Origin of the sequence: Bosea sp. Tri-49 (assembly GCF_003952665.1) — a bacterium.
Taxonomy (GTDB): domain Bacteria; phylum Pseudomonadota; class Alphaproteobacteria; order Rhizobiales; family Beijerinckiaceae; genus Allobosea.
Genome location: NZ_CP017946.1, coordinates 2,851,639 through 2,865,923 on the forward strand (window position 1 = coordinate 2,851,639; position 14,285 = coordinate 2,865,923).

Annotated in this window: 13 protein-coding genes; 8 read left to right on the top strand and 5 right to left on the bottom strand. The window is 65.7% G+C overall.

Annotated elements, in window-relative coordinates:
• Positions 1-6: 6 nt before the first annotated feature.
• From BLM15_RS14010 to BLM15_RS14020, 3 genes are all read right to left on the bottom strand, one after another.
• Positions 7-1,728, bottom strand: coding sequence for an AMP-binding protein (locus BLM15_RS14010; protein ID WP_126113337.1), 1,722 nt, complete (start codon positions 1,726-1,728; stop codon positions 7-9).
• A gap of 360 nt (positions 1,729-2,088) precedes the next feature.
• Complete coding sequence (locus BLM15_RS14015) at positions 2,089-4,167, bottom strand: elongation factor G (protein ID WP_126113338.1); 2,079 nt, start codon at positions 4,165-4,167, stop codon at positions 2,089-2,091.
• Between the two features lie 213 nt (positions 4,168-4,380).
• Complete coding sequence (locus tag BLM15_RS14020; RefSeq protein WP_126113339.1) at positions 4,381-4,725, bottom strand: winged helix-turn-helix transcriptional regulator; 345 nt, start codon at positions 4,723-4,725, stop codon at positions 4,381-4,383.
• 90 nt (positions 4,726-4,815) lie between these two features.
• Between BLM15_RS14020 and BLM15_RS14025 the strand changes: the two genes are divergently transcribed.
• On the top strand, positions 4,816-5,679 hold the full coding sequence (locus BLM15_RS14025; RefSeq protein WP_164547514.1) for an NmrA family NAD(P)-binding protein: 864 nt from the start codon (positions 4,816-4,818) through the stop codon (positions 5,677-5,679).
• On the opposite strand, the gene BLM15_RS14030 is transcribed toward BLM15_RS14025, so the two are convergent.
• The gene (locus BLM15_RS14030; protein ID WP_126113341.1) at positions 5,676-6,464 is read right to left on the bottom strand and encodes an SDR family NAD(P)-dependent oxidoreductase; all 789 of its coding nucleotides are present in this window, start codon (positions 6,462-6,464) and stop codon (positions 5,676-5,678) included. The two genes, BLM15_RS14025 and BLM15_RS14030, sit on opposite strands and share 4 nt — an antisense overlap.
• A gap of 188 nt (positions 6,465-6,652) precedes the next feature.
• Between BLM15_RS14030 and rplS the strand changes: the two genes are divergently transcribed.
• From rplS to BLM15_RS14050, 4 genes are all read left to right on the top strand, one after another.
• Positions 6,653-7,045: a 50S ribosomal protein L19 gene (rplS, locus tag BLM15_RS14035; RefSeq protein WP_110487983.1), complete on the top strand. Its 393-nt coding sequence runs from the start codon at positions 6,653-6,655 to the stop codon at positions 7,043-7,045.
• Between the two features lie 186 nt (positions 7,046-7,231).
• A complete protein-coding gene (locus BLM15_RS14040) occupies positions 7,232-7,681 on the top strand; it encodes a MarR family winged helix-turn-helix transcriptional regulator (RefSeq protein ID WP_126113342.1) in 450 nt (149 codons plus the stop codon).
• A gap of 59 nt (positions 7,682-7,740) precedes the next feature.
• Entirely contained in the window at positions 7,741-9,309 is a 1,569-nt protein-coding gene (locus BLM15_RS14045) for an efflux MFS transporter permease (RefSeq protein WP_126113343.1), read from the top strand.
• Positions 9,306-10,346 carry an HlyD family secretion protein gene (locus BLM15_RS14050; protein ID WP_126113344.1) on the top strand — a complete coding sequence of 347 codons (1,041 nt, stop codon included), beginning with the start codon at positions 9,306-9,308 and terminating at the stop codon, positions 10,344-10,346. The genes BLM15_RS14045 and BLM15_RS14050 overlap by 4 nt, the downstream gene beginning before the upstream one ends.
• A 16-nt stretch (positions 10,347-10,362) precedes the next feature.
• Here the strand turns inward: BLM15_RS14050 and BLM15_RS14055 are convergent, their stop codons facing one another.
• The gene (locus BLM15_RS14055; RefSeq protein WP_126113345.1) at positions 10,363-10,776 is read right to left on the bottom strand and encodes a hypothetical protein; all 414 of its coding nucleotides are present in this window, start codon (positions 10,774-10,776) and stop codon (positions 10,363-10,365) included.
• A gap of 364 nt (positions 10,777-11,140) precedes the next feature.
• Here BLM15_RS14055 and BLM15_RS14060 point away from each other — a divergent pair, with 364 nt between their 5' ends.
• The 3 genes from BLM15_RS14060 to BLM15_RS14070 are packed head-to-tail and all read left to right on the top strand — an operon-like array spanning position 11,141 to position 14,283.
• Positions 11,141-12,388 (top strand): ABC transporter substrate-binding protein, encoded by a 1,248-nt coding sequence (locus tag BLM15_RS14060; protein WP_126113346.1) that lies wholly within the window; start codon positions 11,141-11,143, stop codon positions 12,386-12,388.
• 57 nt (positions 12,389-12,445) lie between these two features.
• Positions 12,446-13,399: a carbohydrate ABC transporter permease gene (locus BLM15_RS14065; RefSeq protein WP_126113347.1), complete on the top strand. Its 954-nt coding sequence runs from the start codon at positions 12,446-12,448 to the stop codon at positions 13,397-13,399.
• A complete protein-coding gene (locus BLM15_RS14070) occupies positions 13,396-14,283 on the top strand; it encodes a carbohydrate ABC transporter permease (RefSeq protein ID WP_126113348.1) in 888 nt (295 codons plus the stop codon). The genes BLM15_RS14065 and BLM15_RS14070 overlap by 4 nt, the downstream gene beginning before the upstream one ends.
• The last annotated feature ends 2 nt before the right edge of the window (positions 14,284-14,285 follow it).

Here is a 14,285-nt window from a genome sequence, read left to right on the forward strand (position 1 = left end):
TCGGGCTCAGACTTTGAGCCCGGCTGCGACCTCTTCGCGTAATGCCCGGCGCAAGACCTTGCCGACATTGGTCTTCGGCAAGGCGTCGCGGAAGATGATCTGCTTGGGCACCTTGTAGCCGGTCAGGTTCTCCTTGCAGAAGGCGCGCAGCTCATCGGCCGTGACGGCAGGGTCGCGCTTGACCACGAAAGCGGTCACCGCCTCGCCGGAATGCTCGTCCGGCAGGCCGATGACAGCCGATTCCAGCACTCCCGGGTGCTTGGCGAGAACGTCCTCGACCTCGTTCGGATAGACGTTGAAACCGGAGACGATGACCATGTCCTTCATCCGGTCGACGACCTTGATCTGCCCGTCCGGCAGGAGGACGCCGACGTCGCCCGTGCGGAAAAAGCCGTCTGCTGTCATCACCTTGGCGGTCTCGTCCGGCCGGTTCCAATAGCCGGCCATCACCTGCGGTCCGCGGATGCAGATCTCGCCGGCTTCGCCAGCCGGCATGTCATTACCCTCGGCATCGCGAATGGCGAAGTCGGTCGAAGACAGTGGGTAGCCGATCGTGCCGGTGAATTCGGCGATGTCGGTGCGGTTGACCGAGGCAACCGGCGAGGTCTCCGACAGGCCGTAGCCTTCGATGATTGGCCGGCCGGTGGCGTCTTTCCAGCGCTTGGCGACGGCGGCCTGCGTCGCCATGCCGCCGGCGATGGCGAAGCGCAGCTCGGAGAAGTTCACATCCTTGATGTCGGGATGGCTGGCGAGCGCATTGTAGAGTGTGTTGACGCCGGAAAAGAGCGTGAACCGGCTTCCCTTGAGGATCTTGATGAAGCCGGCGATGTCGCGCGGATTGGCGATCAGCAGGCTCTTGGCGCCGATGCGCAGCATGAACATGCAGCAGCAGGTCAGCGCAAAGATGTGGTAGAGTGGCAGTGCCGTCACCATGACGTGCTGGTAGTCGCTGCGGCCATGCGGCGGTTCAAGCTGCCAGCCGAGCCAGAGTGCACATTGCGCGACATTGGAGGCGACGTTGCGGTGGGTCAGCGTCGCGCCTTTGGCAACGCCGGTCGTGCCGCCGGTATATTGCAGGAAGGCGACATCCTCAGGCGTGATCGTGACCGGGCTCATGGCCCCTGGCTGAGCGAGGATCGTCTTGAGCGGCACCGCGCCCGGCAGGTTGTAGGGCTTCACCACCTTCTTGATCTTGCGGGCGACGAAATTGACGATCGCCCCCTTGAATCCCATCAGATCGCCGGCCGTCGCGATGACGATCGACTCCAGCTTGAGATTGGGCCGAGCTTCCTCGACGACATGGGCGAAATTCTCGATCACGACCAGAGCGCGCGCGCCGGAGTCGTTGAGCTGATGCGTCAGCTCGCGGGCGGTATAGAGCGGATTGACGTTGACCACGGTGAAGCCACCGAGCAGCGTGCCGAAGATCGTCGCCGGATTGGCCAGGATGTTCGGCATCATCAGCGCAATGCGGTCACCCTTCTTGAAGCCCTGCGCCTGCAGCCAGGCAGCGAAGGCGCGCGCTGCGCGGCCGACCTCAGAAAAAGTGATCGACTTGCCGAAGCTCTCGAACGCCTCGCGATCAGGATAAGTCTCGTAAGCGTTACGGATCAGATCCGCCAGCGTACCGACCTGGGCCTCATCGATCGTGGGCGGCACTGCCGGCGGATAATGCGCCAGCCAGGGACGTGCATCCGGCGCCGACTGAACCGCTGAAACTGCCGTCATCGTCATCCTCCCCTCAGCGGCCCGCCCTGTTACCGGGTGTGGGTACCGCGCCGCGGACGCCCGGCTGCTGGCCGGTCGCGTTCCGCACCTTCTGATTGTCTCACGCTACACTGCGCAAGCCTAGCGGCGGGCGCAAGCACCCACTACGCAAAAGTTTACATATAAACCTTTGCGCTGCAACAGGCCGAAGCCGACGCCTTATCCAATCCCAGCCAAAGCACAAAAACCGAGGCCGGAGCCGAATCCGGTCGGGTCTAGACAACCCGACCGATGAATCCGTCCTTCACCTTTTGTTCGTAGACTTTAGTCTAAATATCGTTCCTTCGGTCAGCCTACTGTGCAATCGGACCGGAACAGGTTCTAGCGCGCCTGCGCCATCGCCTGGGCCGCGACCACCGCGTCAGCCGGCTTGCCGGCGAGCTCGGCGAGATGGTCGAAGCGGGCGCTGAACGAGCCGACGCCGGCCGTCGCCGAGCGCAATTCGACGATCAGCCCAGCCATCTCGGCCTCCGGCATCAGTGCGTTGATCTGGTCCCAGCCGCGCCAGCCGGGGCGCGCGTCATAGCCGAGGATCTGGCCGCGCCTTGCCGAGACGATCGCCGAGGCGCGCGACATCGCGTCCGATGGAATCACGATCTCGACCGCCAGGATCGGCTCCAGCAGGACCGGCTTCGCCTGCGGACAGGCTTCGCCCATCGCGATCCGCGCCGCCTGCCGGAAGGCCATGTCGGAGGAATCGACCGTGTGATAGGAGCCGTCCGTCAGCGTCACCTCGATGTCGACGAGCGGAAAACCGAGTGGCCCGCGTTGGCAGTAGTCGCGCGCACCGGCCTCGACCGAGCTGATATACTGTCTGGGCACGACGCCACCGGTGATACGGTCGACGAAGCGGATGCCCTCGCCACGCTGAAGCGGCGCGATCTCCAGCACGACATCGCCGAACTGGCCGTGGCCGCCGCTCTGCTTGCGGTGTCGGCCGCGGGCGCTGGCCTTGCCGCGCAGGGTCTCGCGATAACCGATCTGCGTCGCGCCGCTGTCGACATTGACGCTGTAGCGCCCGGCCAGTCGCTCGAGCGCGACACGCAAATGCATCTCGCCCTGACCCGACAGGCGCATCTCGCCGAACTCGGCGCGATGCTCGAGGGCAAGTGCCGGGTCCTCCTCGATCAGCTTGGCGAGGCCGGCGGTCAGCCTGACATCGTCCTTGCGATCCTTGACGCCGACCGAAAGCGCATGAACCGGCTCCGGCGGCGCCACGGCGCTGACGATATCCGGCCGGGACTTGCCAACCGCGACGGTGTCTCCAGTGCGGATGCCTTCGAGCCGCGAGAAGGCGACGACCTCGCCTTCATCCGCCGCAGGGCGGCGCTGTTGCTCGGCCCCCTTGAGCTCGAGCACGCCGCCGATACGAGCCTCGACGCCTCCGGACGATGTGAGCACATCGCCCTCGGCCATGCGCCCGCGCAGGATGCGCGCCAGCGAAAGCTTGCCGCCCTGGCCCGACTGCCAGGTCTTCAGCACCAGCGCCAGCGGCGCGCCGCTATCAACGACGCCCACTCGCCCGCGCGTCACCGCCAGTGTCGGCGCCTCGTGCCTGAGCGCCTTGAGTAGCCGGGTCACGCCGTTGCCGCGCTCGGCAGCGCCGATCAGCACGGGCACGACATGGCGCTCCTTGAGCTCGCGGGCGAGGTCGTCGAAGACGAGATCCCGCGGCGGCTCGATGTCGCCGAGCAATCCTTCCATCAGCTCGTCGTCATAGTCGGCGAGCTTTTCCAGCATCGAGAATCTGGCGTCGCGCTCGCGCTCGACCTCTTCGGGAGCGAGCGGCACGATCTCGCTGGGCGCATGCTCGCGATAGATGAAGGCGCGCTCGAGCGCGAGGTCGATGAAGCCGACGGCGATGCCGTTGCGCCAGATCGGAATCTGCCGGAGCAGAAGCGGGGTGCGCGAGGCGCGCTGCAATAGCGCCAGTGTTTCACGCACGCGTCGCGAGGCGGAATCGATCTTGTTCAGGAAGAGGAAGCGCGGAATATCGGCCTCCTCGAGCTCGCGCAGCACGAGTTCCAGCGCCGGCGCCTTGCGGTCATCGGCCTCGCAGACCACGACCGCGGCGTCGACAGCCGGCAGGACATGGCGCATCTCGTGCAGGAATTCGACGGAGCCGGGGCAGTCGATGAAGGTGTAGCGCTCGCCCATGAAATCGACGCTGGCGACGTTGGGCTCGGTGCTCATCTGATGGGAGCGCGCCTCGGGCGAGGCGTCACCGACACTGTTCTTCGTCTTGACGGAGCCGGCACGCGAGACGGCGCCGCAACGCTCCAGAATGCTTTCGAACAAGCTGGTCTTGCCGCTCTGGAAGGGACCGACGATCGCGATGCATCGCGGGCCCCTACCTCTGACGCCGGACGGGTTTCCTCCATTGCCGGAAGTCACAGCCATGCCGTCCTCCTTCGGTTTGGCCGCGCGCGGACGGTGGCCTTGAAGCCTCATGTCCGGAACGGCGGTTGACCGGCGGGAACGAGAATGGAGCGCCCACGCCGGAAAGGCGGCGGTCGCTCTGGCCCGACAGGGTCGGGCGGCCGTCGAAGTGGGATGTCGAAAGACAGGTTTGCGCCGTTCCGGAGCAGGCGCAAGCGGAATGTTGCCGCTGGCTCAGGCCGGCTCCGACCGGCGTGTGCCATGCGCCTGCCCCCAATGCGCCATTCCCTCGAAGATCGGCGCCAGCGCCCAGCCGCGTTCGGTCAGCGCGTATTCGACCTTGGGCGGCACCGTCTCCTGCACGCTGCGGGAGATGACTCCATCCTCTTCGAGCGCCCGCAGCTGCAGGGTCATCATTCGCTGTGTCACATGCGGGAGAAGTCGGCGCAGCGCGTTGAACCGGCACGGGCCGCGCGTCAGCTGGAACAGGATCAGCGCCTTCCACTTGCCACCGATCACGTCGATCGTCGCCTCTACCGGGCACCAGACATAGGGGATGTCCTTGAGCGACGGGCGCATCGGCTGCTCCAATCCAGTATAAAAATTGTGCGTACTTACGCTTCTGATACTGCCCTGTTATCTCGCCTCCATCAACCGATGGAGGACACGATGTTTGCGATCATGGGAGCGACGGGACAGACGGGCGGCGCGGCTTTGGCGGCTGCCCTCGCTGCAGGTCATGCGGTCAGGGCGATCGTCCGGGAGCCGAACCGCACCGCAGCGCTTGCCGACAAAGGCGCGGTTCTGGCCAAGGCCGACCTCGACGATGTCGAGGCGCTGACGGCAGCCTTAACCGGCGCAGAGGCAGTCTATGTGCTCAATCCGGTGCCGCACGCAGCCGAGGATGTTTTCGCTGCGGCTGCGAAGAACGGAGCGGCGATCGCTGAGGCAATCCGCCGCGCCGGCGTGCGGCATGTGGTGGCGCTGTCGTCGAGCGGCGCCCATCGCAGTGAAGGCACCGGCATCGTCCGCGCGCTGTACGATTTCGAGCAAGCCTTGCGCGGCGCAGCGCCCTCGCTGACCTTCATCCGCGCTACCGAATTCATGGAGAACTGGGGCAGCGTCGTCGGTGTCGCCGCCGAGCACGGCATCCTGCCGAGCATGCGCCAGCCGCTCGACACCGCGGGCGAGACCGTCTCCGCTAGCGATGTCGGCAGGCAGGCCGCTATCGAACTCGACCGCCCGCATGCCGGCGAGCGCATCGTCAACCTGAAAGGGCCGGCAGAGTATTCGCCTGAAGACGCCGCGCAGGCGCTTGGCGAGTTGCTCGGCAAGCCGATCGCGGCCGTGCCGACGCCGCGGGCGGAGTGGGAACCGGGGCTCGTCGCCGCGGGCTTGAGCGCGAGCCATGCGCGCGAGCTGGCTGAACTCTACGACGCCATGAATGCCGGCCGGATCGCCTTCGAGGAGGTCGGCGAGACGCGTCGCGGCAGCGTCACGCTGAAAAAGGCGCTGGCCGGGCTTCTGGGCTAGCGATTACGGCGCTGCCCGCGCAGCGTCGGCAGGCCGATGCCGACCGCGTCGAAGCCGCCATCGACGGCGAGAACCTGGCCGGTGATGTAGCTCGACCGGTCGCTGCACAGGAAGAAGATCGCCTCGGCCAGCTCCTCTTCCGCGCCATAGCGGGCGAGCGGGATCGCATCATGATAATCGGCGCGGATCTCGGGCGAGTGCACCGCCTTCGCCATGGCAGTCTCGACCGGCCCGGGCGCGACCGCGTTGACGCGGATGCCGAGCCCGGCGAGTTCGGCCGCCTGCTGCTTGGTGAGGTGGGCAAGCGCCGCCTTGCTGGTCCCGTAGGCGACGCGCAGCGTCGAGGCACGCAGGCCCGAGATCGAGGTGATGTTGACGATGGCGCCGCCGCCATTATCCGCCATCACCGGTGCCGCAGCCTGCGTGGTCAGGAACGGGCCGTCGAGATTGACCGCAAGCACACGCTGCCATTCGGCGTAGCTCGTCTCCAGCAACGGCTTGAAGACGGCCGTTCCGGCATTGTTGACGAGCGCATCGAGCCGGCCGAAGCGCTCGACCACCGCATCGACCGCCTCCGAAACCTGCTCCGGCATGGCGACATCGCAGGCGATCGTCATCGTCACGGTCGGCGCATCGAGCTCGGCCATCGCCTTGGCGAGTTCCGGCGCGTCGATGTCGAGCAGGACGACGCGCCAATTGTCAGCGAGAAAACGCTTGGCGGTCGCGAGCCCGATCCCGCGCGCGGCCCCGGTGATGAGGGCGACCTTGGCGATGTCCTGAGGCATGACGGCTGTCCGAAGCGAGGCTGGCGATGGCCGCGACCATAGGCAGGCCGACCAGGCAAGGCAAAACCCTTCACACAGCTTATCTCGCGCTCGACAAACCCAGCGCTCTCCTGTAAGGCCCGGCACTCAACTTAAAACAGCGAGCCGAAAGCCCGCGCTTCCGCGCGAACACGGCCATGGAGAGACCCATGAATATCATCGAGCAGATCGACCAAGAGCAGATCGCCAAGCTCGCCGACGGCAAGGAAATCCCGCATTTCCAGCCCGGCGACACCGTGCAGGTCAACGTCAAGGTCAAGGAAGGCGAGCGCAGCCGCGTTCAGGCCTATGAGGGCGTCTGCATCGCCCGCAATGGCGGCGGGCTGAACCAGAGCTTCACCGTCCGCAAGATTTCGTATGGCGAGGGCGTCGAGCGCGTCTTCCCGCTGTATTCGCCGAACCTCGACTCGATCAAGGTCGTCCGCAAGGGCAAGGTTCGCCGCGCTAAGCTGTATTACCTGCGCGATCGTCGCGGCAAGTCGGCCCGTATCGCCGAGCGCGTCGATGCCAAGCCGGCCAAGGGCGAGAGCAAGGGCAAGTAAGCCGCTCTTCCTTTTTGAGGTTTCAGAAACGCGGTCTTCGGGCCGCGTTTTTTGTTGTCGGCGCTCGACGAAGGCGCAGGGCGAAACATTCCCATTACGCATATCGAAGTCGACGAATAGCGATTGAAATGCGCTTGCCGCATTGATATGTAGGCATATCATTAGCAAGCTATCTATGTGAACGCTATGGACTCCCCGGAGCTTCAGGCCGCCTTCACCGCCGAGCTGGCTTCGGCCAACCGCAAGCTGAGGGCGCTAGTCGACGAGCGCGCCCGCGACATGGGGCTGACGCTGTCGCGGGCCCGACTTTTGATGCAGCTCGCCAAGGCCGACGGGCCGATCCAGTCCGATCTCGCCGGCCTGCTCGACATTGAGCAGCCAACGCTCGTGCGCCTGCTCGACGGGCTCGAACGCAACGGCATGATCGAGCGGCGCGCCGCCCCGGGCGACAGGCGCGCCCGCCGGGTCTTCCTGACACCGGTCGCGCGGGCCCAGGCCGAGGATATTCTCGCCTTCCTGGCCGAGCTGCGCGCCGATGTCCTTGAGGGAATCGATCCGGGCGAGCTGGAGGTCGCCTTGCGCGTCCTCACCCGGATGTCGGAGAACATCGTTGCCAGCCGGGGCACCGCCCGATGAACACGCCCGCTCCTGCACCCCGGACCGCGTCGCAGCCGGCGGCACCCGCCGCAGCCGGCATGAGCCGCGCTCGTGCGCTGGGCTACATGCTGGCTTCGACGGTGCTCGCGCTGACGCAGCAGGTCGGCGCCAATCTCGTGGCGACCAATGTCTACCAGATCCAGGGCGATCTCGGCGCTACCGTCGCCGAGACCAACTGGCTGATCGCCGCCTATATGGCGCCGAACGTCTCGCTCTCGATCGCCCTGATCAAGATCAGGATGCAGTACGGGCTACGCAACTTCGCCGAGATCAGCATCGCCGGCTTCGTGATCGCCGCCATGCTCAATTTCTTCGTGCACGACCTGCAATCGGCCGTGGTCGTCCGCTTCATGAGCGGCATCGCAGCCGCGCCGCTGTCCTCGCTCGCCTTTCTCTATATGATCGAGCCGCTGCAGCCGCGCCAAAAGCTCACCGTCGGCCTGTCGCTGGCGCTGACCAACACCACGCTCGGCATTCCCGTCACACGGCTGCTCTCGCCGAGCCTGCTCGAGATCGGCGGCTTCCACGGTCTGACCCTGTTCGAGATGGGGCTGGCGCTGGTCGCCTTCGGCCTGGTCTATGCACTGCCGCTGACGCCGCCGCCGCGGGTCAAGGTAACCGGGCCGCTCGACGGCGTGAGCTATCTCCTGATCGCCGTCGGCTTCGGCGCCATCGCCGTCGCGCTCTCGCTCGGCCGCATCTACTGGTGGCTGGAAGCCCCTTGGCTCGGCTGGCTTTTCGCCGGCGCGATCCTCTGCCTGACGCTGGCGGCAATCATCGAACTGCACCGGCAGAGCCCACTCATCGACATACGCTGGCTGACCAGCCCGGCGACGCTGCACTATGCCACGGTGCTGCTGCTCTTCCGCGTCGTGCTGGCGGAGCAGACGGTCGGCGCCTCCAATTTCTTCCAGGCGCTCGGCTTCCAGAACGAGCAGACCATGCCGCTCTATGGCGTGATCCTCACGGCGATCCTCGCCGGCGGCTTCACCTGCGCGGCACTGCTGCGGCCCGGGCGGGAGAGCGCCTTCTACGCGGCGGCGCTGATCTGCATCATGACCGGCGCGCTGCTCGACAGCAGCGCCACCAGCCTGACCCGCCCGCACGACATTCATCTCAGCCAGGCGCTGGTGGCCTATGGCTCCGCCCTGTTCCTGCCGGCTGCGATGGGACAAGGGCTCGCCCCGGCGCTGGCACGCGGGCCGGTCTACATACTCAGCTTCTTCGTGATCTTCCTGTTCACCCAGAGCCTCGGCGGCCTGCTCGGCTCGGCGCTGTTCGGCAGCTTCATCACGCTCAGGACCAGCTTCCACTACAGCCAGCTGGCCGAGCACTTTTCATTGGCCGATCCGCTCGTCGCCCAGCGCATCCAGGAGCTCGCCGGCACCTATGGCCATATGCTGACCGATGCCGGACTGACGCGAGCCGAGGGCGTCACCCTGCTCGCCCAGCAGGCGATCCGGGAAGCGACCGTGCTCGCCTATAACGACGCCTTCCTGCTCATCGCTCTGATCGCCGGCAGCGCCCTCGTCGGCCTGCTCGCCCATCTCGCCGTCCTGCGCATGCGGGAAGGCTTCCCCGCTCCTTCACCTGCACCCCAGCCATGACCCGCATCTTCCGCTCCATCTCGACCTATATCGCGCTCGCCATCGGCCTCGCCGGGCTCACCGTCATCCTCTACGCATGGCGGCTGCCGCCCTTCGCCAGCGCGATCGAGACCACCGAGAACGCCTATGTTCGCGGCCAGGTCACCGTGATCGCGCCGCAGCTCGCCGGCTATATCGCCGAGGTCGCAGTTCAGGATTTCGCAGGGGTGAAGCAGGGCCAGCTCCTCGTCCGTATCGACGAGCGCATCTTCCAGCAGCGACTGGAGCAGGCACGCGCCAGTCTTGCAGCCCAGCGCGCCGCGCTCGCCAATTCCGAGCAGTCCCGCCACGCCGCCGAGGCGCGCCAACGGGCCAGCGAGGCCAATGTCGCCAGCGCTGAGGCGGCCCTACGCACTGCAGATGCCAATTGGGGGCGGATCGAGCCTTTGCGCGAGCGCGGCGTCGTCAACCAGACCAATGCCGACCAGAGCCTGCAGGCGCTCGACCAGGCTCGCGCCGGGTTGACCGCGAGCAACGCCGCCGTCGACGTCGCCCGGCAGGACGTGCAGAGCGCCATCGTCAATCGGCAATCGCTGGAGGCGGCGGTCCAGGGCGCAGAGGCAGCCGTGCATCTCGCCGAGATCGACCTGCAGAACACCCGCATCACCGCGCCGCAGGACGGGCGCCTCGGAGAGGTCTCGGCGCGGCTCGGGCAGTACGTCTCGGCTGGCACGCAGTTGATGGCTCTGGTGCCGAGCCAGGTTTGGGTGGTCGCCAATTTCAAGGAGACGCAGTTGCCGGGCATGAGGGTCGGCCAGAGCGTCGGCTTCACGGTCGATGCGTTACGCCACGCCAGGCTGACCGGCACGATCGAGCGCTTCTCGCCGGCGGCCGGCTCGGAGTTCAGCGTGATCCGGCCGGAGAATGCCACCGGCAACTTCGTCAAGATCGCCCAGCGCGTGCCGGTGCGCATCGCGATCGATCCCGGTCAGGCGCTGGCAGAGCGGCTGTCACCAGGGATGTCGGTGGTGGTCAGCGTCGATACCGCGCAGCGCTGACCAGCCGTACCGCCGGTCAATCGGCGACATCGACATCCGTGAGCAGGAACCCGGCCGGCGTCTTGGTGAAGGTGAAGAGGTCGCCGCCGCAGACGATGGCGTAGATCTCGTTCTTGGCGCCGTCGCGGTCGTAGACCGGCTTGCTGCGTTGAAGGCAGGTGCGGTTCTTCGCGGTGAATTCGCGTGGATAGACCTTGGCACGGAATTGCGCAGCGTCGCTGATGGAGGCGTCGCCCATATAGGGCAGCCGCGTCAGACCGGCGACGGCTGCTGGGTCGTTGGCCTTCAGCGCCGCGCGGAACTTTCCGATGAAATCAGCGAACTCCTTCTGCACAGCAGGAGAGGCCGTGGCCGGCTTGGGAGCCTGGGCGAAAGCAGGGGCGAAAGTGGCGAGAGCGGCGGCAATCACAAGGCTCGGCAGAGTCTTCATGGGTAAGCTCCGTCCGCTTCATCGATCAGCGCAGGGCGCGGCCGACCAAGCGGGATGCTACCCCAACGTCACTCGCGGCTCCAGCCGCGAGCACCGTTTTGGATGCGCATCACGGATTGACGCATCGGCTTCGATCCCACCATGTTAGGTTGACCGGTCGGCGAAATTCGCCTTGGCGATGCAGGCTGGCGACTGATCGCCTCGCCATGGCGAGACCAGCAGGAACGTTGAAACCGAGCGGGGTGAAGCGGACCGGCGACGATAATTTCTTCACCGACGGCGAGTGAACTCGCCTGCATCGAAATGGCAGCGATCGGCCAAGAGCCGACGCAAGAACCAGCAATTCTCCAGGGAGTGGACAACGATGAGAATCCGGAAGCTCGCATTCGTTCTGACCGCTGGCGTGCTCGGCCTCGCCCCCGCCAAAGCCCAGGAGCAGGTCGAGGTCCTGCATTGGTGGACAGCCGGGGGCGAAGCGGCTGCCCTCAGCGTGCTCAAGGACAACCTCGCCAAGCAGGGCGTAACCTGGAAGGACATGCCGGTCGCCGGTGGCTCCGGCGTGCAGGCCATGACGGCGCTGCGCGCCCGCGTCACCGCCGGTACCCCGCCGACCGCGGCGCAATTGCTCGGCTTCAACCTGCGCGATTGGGGCTCGCAAGGCTTCGCCGCCAATCTCGACGACGTCGCCAAGGCGAATGACTGGGAGAAACTGGTCCCCGAGCCGCTCAAGGCGTTCTCGAAGGATGCCGGCCATTGGGTCGCCGTGCCCGTCAATATCCATTCGACCAACTGGCTCTGGATCAACAAGGCAGCCCTCGACAAGGCCGGCCTGCAGCCGCCCAAGACCCTCGACGAGTTCATCGCCATGCTCGACGCCTTCAAGGCGCAAGGCATTACCGCCCTCGCGCATGGTGGCTCGCCCTGGCAGGACACCACGCTGTGGGAGGCGGTGGTACTCTCGATCGGCGGCATGGATTTCTACAAGAAGGCCGTGCTCCAGCTCGATCCGGCGGCGCTGAAATCTGACAAGATGCGCAAGGCCTTCGACACGATGACCAAGCTGCGCGGCTATTTCGACAAAGGCTTTTCCGGCCGCGACTGGAACCTCTCCACCGCCATGGTGATCAAGGGCGAGGCCGGCGCGCAGGAAATGGGCGACTGGGCCAAGGGCGAGTTCATCGGCGCCAAGAAGGTACCGGATCAGGATTTCGTCTGCATCCGCTTCCCCGGCACGCAGGGCAATGTGCTGTTCAACGCCGACCAGTTCATGATGTTCAAGCTCGGCGCCAAGGACATTCCGGCGCAGCACAAGATGGCGGCGGCGGTGCTGGATACGAGCTTCCAGATCGCCTTCAACAAGGTGAAGGGCTCGGCCCCGGCGCGGCTTGGCGTCTCCGACGCCGAGTTCGATGCCTGCGGCAAGAAGGGCATCAAGGATGTCGCCGAGGCGATGGCCGCCGGCACCATGGTCGGCTCGCTCGCGCATGGCTACGCCCAGCCCGACTCGATCAAGAATGCCTTCTTCGACGTCGTGACCCAGCACCTGAACGGCCAGCTCACCACCGACCAGGCCTTGACCCGTCTGCCGGCGGCAATCGCTGCCGCGAAATAACCCTGCCCTCCCCGATGCCGGCGCCAGGCGCGTCGGCATCGGCCGGATCCCATCGCCATGTCTGCTGTTCCCTTGACCGACCCCGCCGGGGGCTCGTCGAGCTCCCGGGCCGAGCGGCTGCGGCACGCCTTGCCGAAGCTGGTGCTGGCGCCGAGCTTCGCGCTCGTACTCGTCTTCGTCTACGGCTTCATCCTGTGGACGATCTATCTGTCGTTCACCCCGTCGCGCATGCTGCCGGTCTATCAATTGATCGGTTTCGACGCTTATCAACGGCTCTGGTCGCAGCCGAACTGGTACGTGGCGCTGCAGAATCTCGCGATCTTCGGCTCGCTCTACCTTTTGCTGTGCACGGCGATCGGCCTGACCCTGGCAATCCTGCTCGACCAGCGTATCCGCTTCGAAGGGGTGCTGCGGCCGATCTTCCTCTACCCGATGGCGCTGTCCTTCATCGTCACGGGCACCGCCTGGCAATGGTTCCTCAATCCGACGCTCGGCCTCGGGCGCACCATGCAGGCGCTCGGCTGGCCGACATGGGCGCCGGTGCGCTGGCTCGGCTGGGAAAACGCGCAGTTCGACTGGCTGGTCAATACCGAGACCGCGATCTACACCGTCGTCATCGCCGGCGTCTGGCAGGCCTCCGGCTTCGTCATGGCGATGTTCTTGGCCGGCTTGCGCGGCATCGACGGCGAGATCATCAAGGCGGCCGAGATCGACGGCGCCTCGAGCTTCACCATCTATCGCCGCATCATCATCCCGCTGCTGCGGCCGGTGTTTCTCTCCGTCTTCATCGTGCTCGCGCACATGGCGATCAAGTCCTACGACCTGGTCAAGGCACTCACCGGCGGCGGCCCAGGCAACGCCACCGAGCTGCCCTCGACCTTCATGTATTCCTTCACCTATGAGCGCAGTCAGATGGCGGTCGGCGCCGCGAGCGCAGTGATCATGCTGATGACGATCACCGCGATCATCGTGCCCTACCTCTACTCCGAACTCAGGGAGCGGCGCGGATGAGCAGCAGCGTCGGCTCGATGCGCCCCCGCAATATCACCTCGCGGATCGTGATCTATGGCCTCCTGGCGATCTTCGCGGCGATGTTCCTGCTGCCATTATTCGTCATGGTGGTCACCTCGCTGAAATCGCTAGACGAGCTGCGCAACGGCACCATGCTGGCCCTGCCGCAGGAGGTGACCTTCGAGGCCTGGCACAAGGCCTGGAGCGAGGCGCGGATCGGCGTCGGCAGCGTCAATGGCGACGGCATCCGCGGCTTCTTCTGGAACTCCTTCCGCATGGTCGTGCCGGCGGTGATCATCTCGACCATGCTGGGCGCGCTGAACGGCTACGTCCTGACCAAATGGCGCTTTGCCGGCCACAAGCTGATCTTCGGCCTGATGCTGTTCGCCTGCTTCATCCCGTTCCAGATCGTGCTGATCCCGATGGCGCGGCTGCTCGGCATCATGGGTCTGGCCAACTCCACTGCCGGGCTGGTGCTGGTGCATGTCGTCTACGGGCTCGGCTTCACCACCCTGTTCTTCCGGAACTTCTACGAGGCCTTTCCGGATGAGCTGGTCAAGGCGGCCCAGATCGACGGGGCCGGCTTCTTCCAGATCTTCTGGCGGATCCTGCTGCCCTCGTCCGGGCCGATCATCGTGGTGACGGTGATCTACCAGTTCACCAATATCTGGAACGACTTCCTGTTCGGCGTCTCCTTCTCCTCCGGCGATCAGGCGCCGATCACGGTGGCGCTGAACAACCTGGTCAACTCCTCCACCGGGGTGAAGGAATACAACGTCCACATGGCGGCGGCGATGATCGCCGCCCTGCCGACATTGCTCGTCTATGTCGTCGCCGGCCGCTATTTCGTGCGCGGGCTGATGGCCGGAGCGGTCAAGGGGTGAGC

What these genes read in the sequence shown, in the direction of transcription:
- BLM15_RS14010 (WP_126113337.1), bottom strand. Translation starts at nt 1,728, where the DNA reads ATGACGGCAGTTTCAGCGGTTCAGTCGGCGCCGGATGCACGTCCCTGG.
- BLM15_RS14015 (WP_126113338.1), bottom strand. Translation starts at nt 4,167, where the DNA reads ATGGCTGTGACTTCCGGCAATGGAGGAAACCCGTCCGGCGTCAGAGGT.
- BLM15_RS14020 (WP_126113339.1), bottom strand. Translation starts at nt 4,725, where the DNA reads ATGCGCCCGTCGCTCAAGGACATCCCCTATGTCTGGTGCCCGGTAGAG.
- BLM15_RS14025 (WP_164547514.1), top strand. Translation starts at nt 4,816, where the DNA reads ATGTTTGCGATCATGGGAGCGACGGGACAGACGGGCGGCGCGGCTTTG.
- BLM15_RS14030 (WP_126113341.1), bottom strand. Translation starts at nt 6,464, where the DNA reads ATGCCTCAGGACATCGCCAAGGTCGCCCTCATCACCGGGGCCGCGCGC.
- rplS (WP_110487983.1), top strand. Translation starts at nt 6,653, where the DNA reads ATGAATATCATCGAGCAGATCGACCAAGAGCAGATCGCCAAGCTCGCC.
- BLM15_RS14040 (WP_126113342.1), top strand. Translation starts at nt 7,232, where the DNA reads ATGGACTCCCCGGAGCTTCAGGCCGCCTTCACCGCCGAGCTGGCTTCG.
- BLM15_RS14045 (WP_126113343.1), top strand. Translation starts at nt 7,741, where the DNA reads ATGAGCCGCGCTCGTGCGCTGGGCTACATGCTGGCTTCGACGGTGCTC.
- BLM15_RS14050 (WP_126113344.1), top strand. Translation starts at nt 9,306, where the DNA reads ATGACCCGCATCTTCCGCTCCATCTCGACCTATATCGCGCTCGCCATC.
- BLM15_RS14055 (WP_126113345.1), bottom strand. Translation starts at nt 10,776, where the DNA reads ATGAAGACTCTGCCGAGCCTTGTGATTGCCGCCGCTCTCGCCACTTTC.
- BLM15_RS14060 (WP_126113346.1), top strand. Translation starts at nt 11,141, where the DNA reads ATGAGAATCCGGAAGCTCGCATTCGTTCTGACCGCTGGCGTGCTCGGC.
- BLM15_RS14065 (WP_126113347.1), top strand. Translation starts at nt 12,446, where the DNA reads ATGTCTGCTGTTCCCTTGACCGACCCCGCCGGGGGCTCGTCGAGCTCC.
- BLM15_RS14070 (WP_126113348.1), top strand. Translation starts at nt 13,396, where the DNA reads ATGAGCAGCAGCGTCGGCTCGATGCGCCCCCGCAATATCACCTCGCGG.